This is a genomic window from Mesorhizobium sp. M7A.F.Ca.US.014.04.1.1, assembly GCF_003998745.1.
GTDB classification, from domain to species: Bacteria; Pseudomonadota; Alphaproteobacteria; order Rhizobiales; family Rhizobiaceae; genus Mesorhizobium; species Mesorhizobium ciceri.
This window is the reverse complement of sequence record NZ_RZRW01001509.1, coordinates 1-402: the sequence shown is the minus strand read 5'-3', so window position 1 is coordinate 402 and position 402 is coordinate 1. Positions and strand designations below refer to the sequence as shown.

The following is a 402-nucleotide window of genomic DNA, read 5'->3' as shown; positions in this document are numbered from 1 at the left end:
GTGGCGGTGTATTCGTCCGCCTCGAAGCTCGACTTGTCCTCGACACGGAACGTGAAGGTTTGCGCTGCGCCACGGATTTGGTCGGCCGGCTGGCGCACGAAGACCTTCAGCATTTTCAGGCGATCGGGCTCGACCGGGATGGCAAAGGAGCGACCCGCCTTGATGTCGTCCCCGACCACGCTCATTTCGCCTCCTTGCAAGCCCTGCATGGTGACAACAATGATCCGCGGCTCGGGGATCATGTTGAGCAGTTTGACGGTGTAGCCGTTGCGGATCGAGCCGTCGGACAACGGTACGAATTGCGGATTGCGGTCGTGCAGCACATTGACTTCGAGCCTGTCGCGCGTCAGCAGCGAATAGAGCAGACCCAGGCCGATCAGCGACCACAGACCCATGTAGACG

1 protein-coding gene is annotated in these 402 nt (G+C 60.7%); it reads right to left on the bottom strand.

Annotation, left to right across the window (positions count from 1 at the left end):
• The coding region (locus tag EOA22_RS37365) for a FixG Ig-like domain-containing protein (protein ID WP_281040830.1) at positions 1-402 on the bottom strand (402 nt) is incomplete at both ends.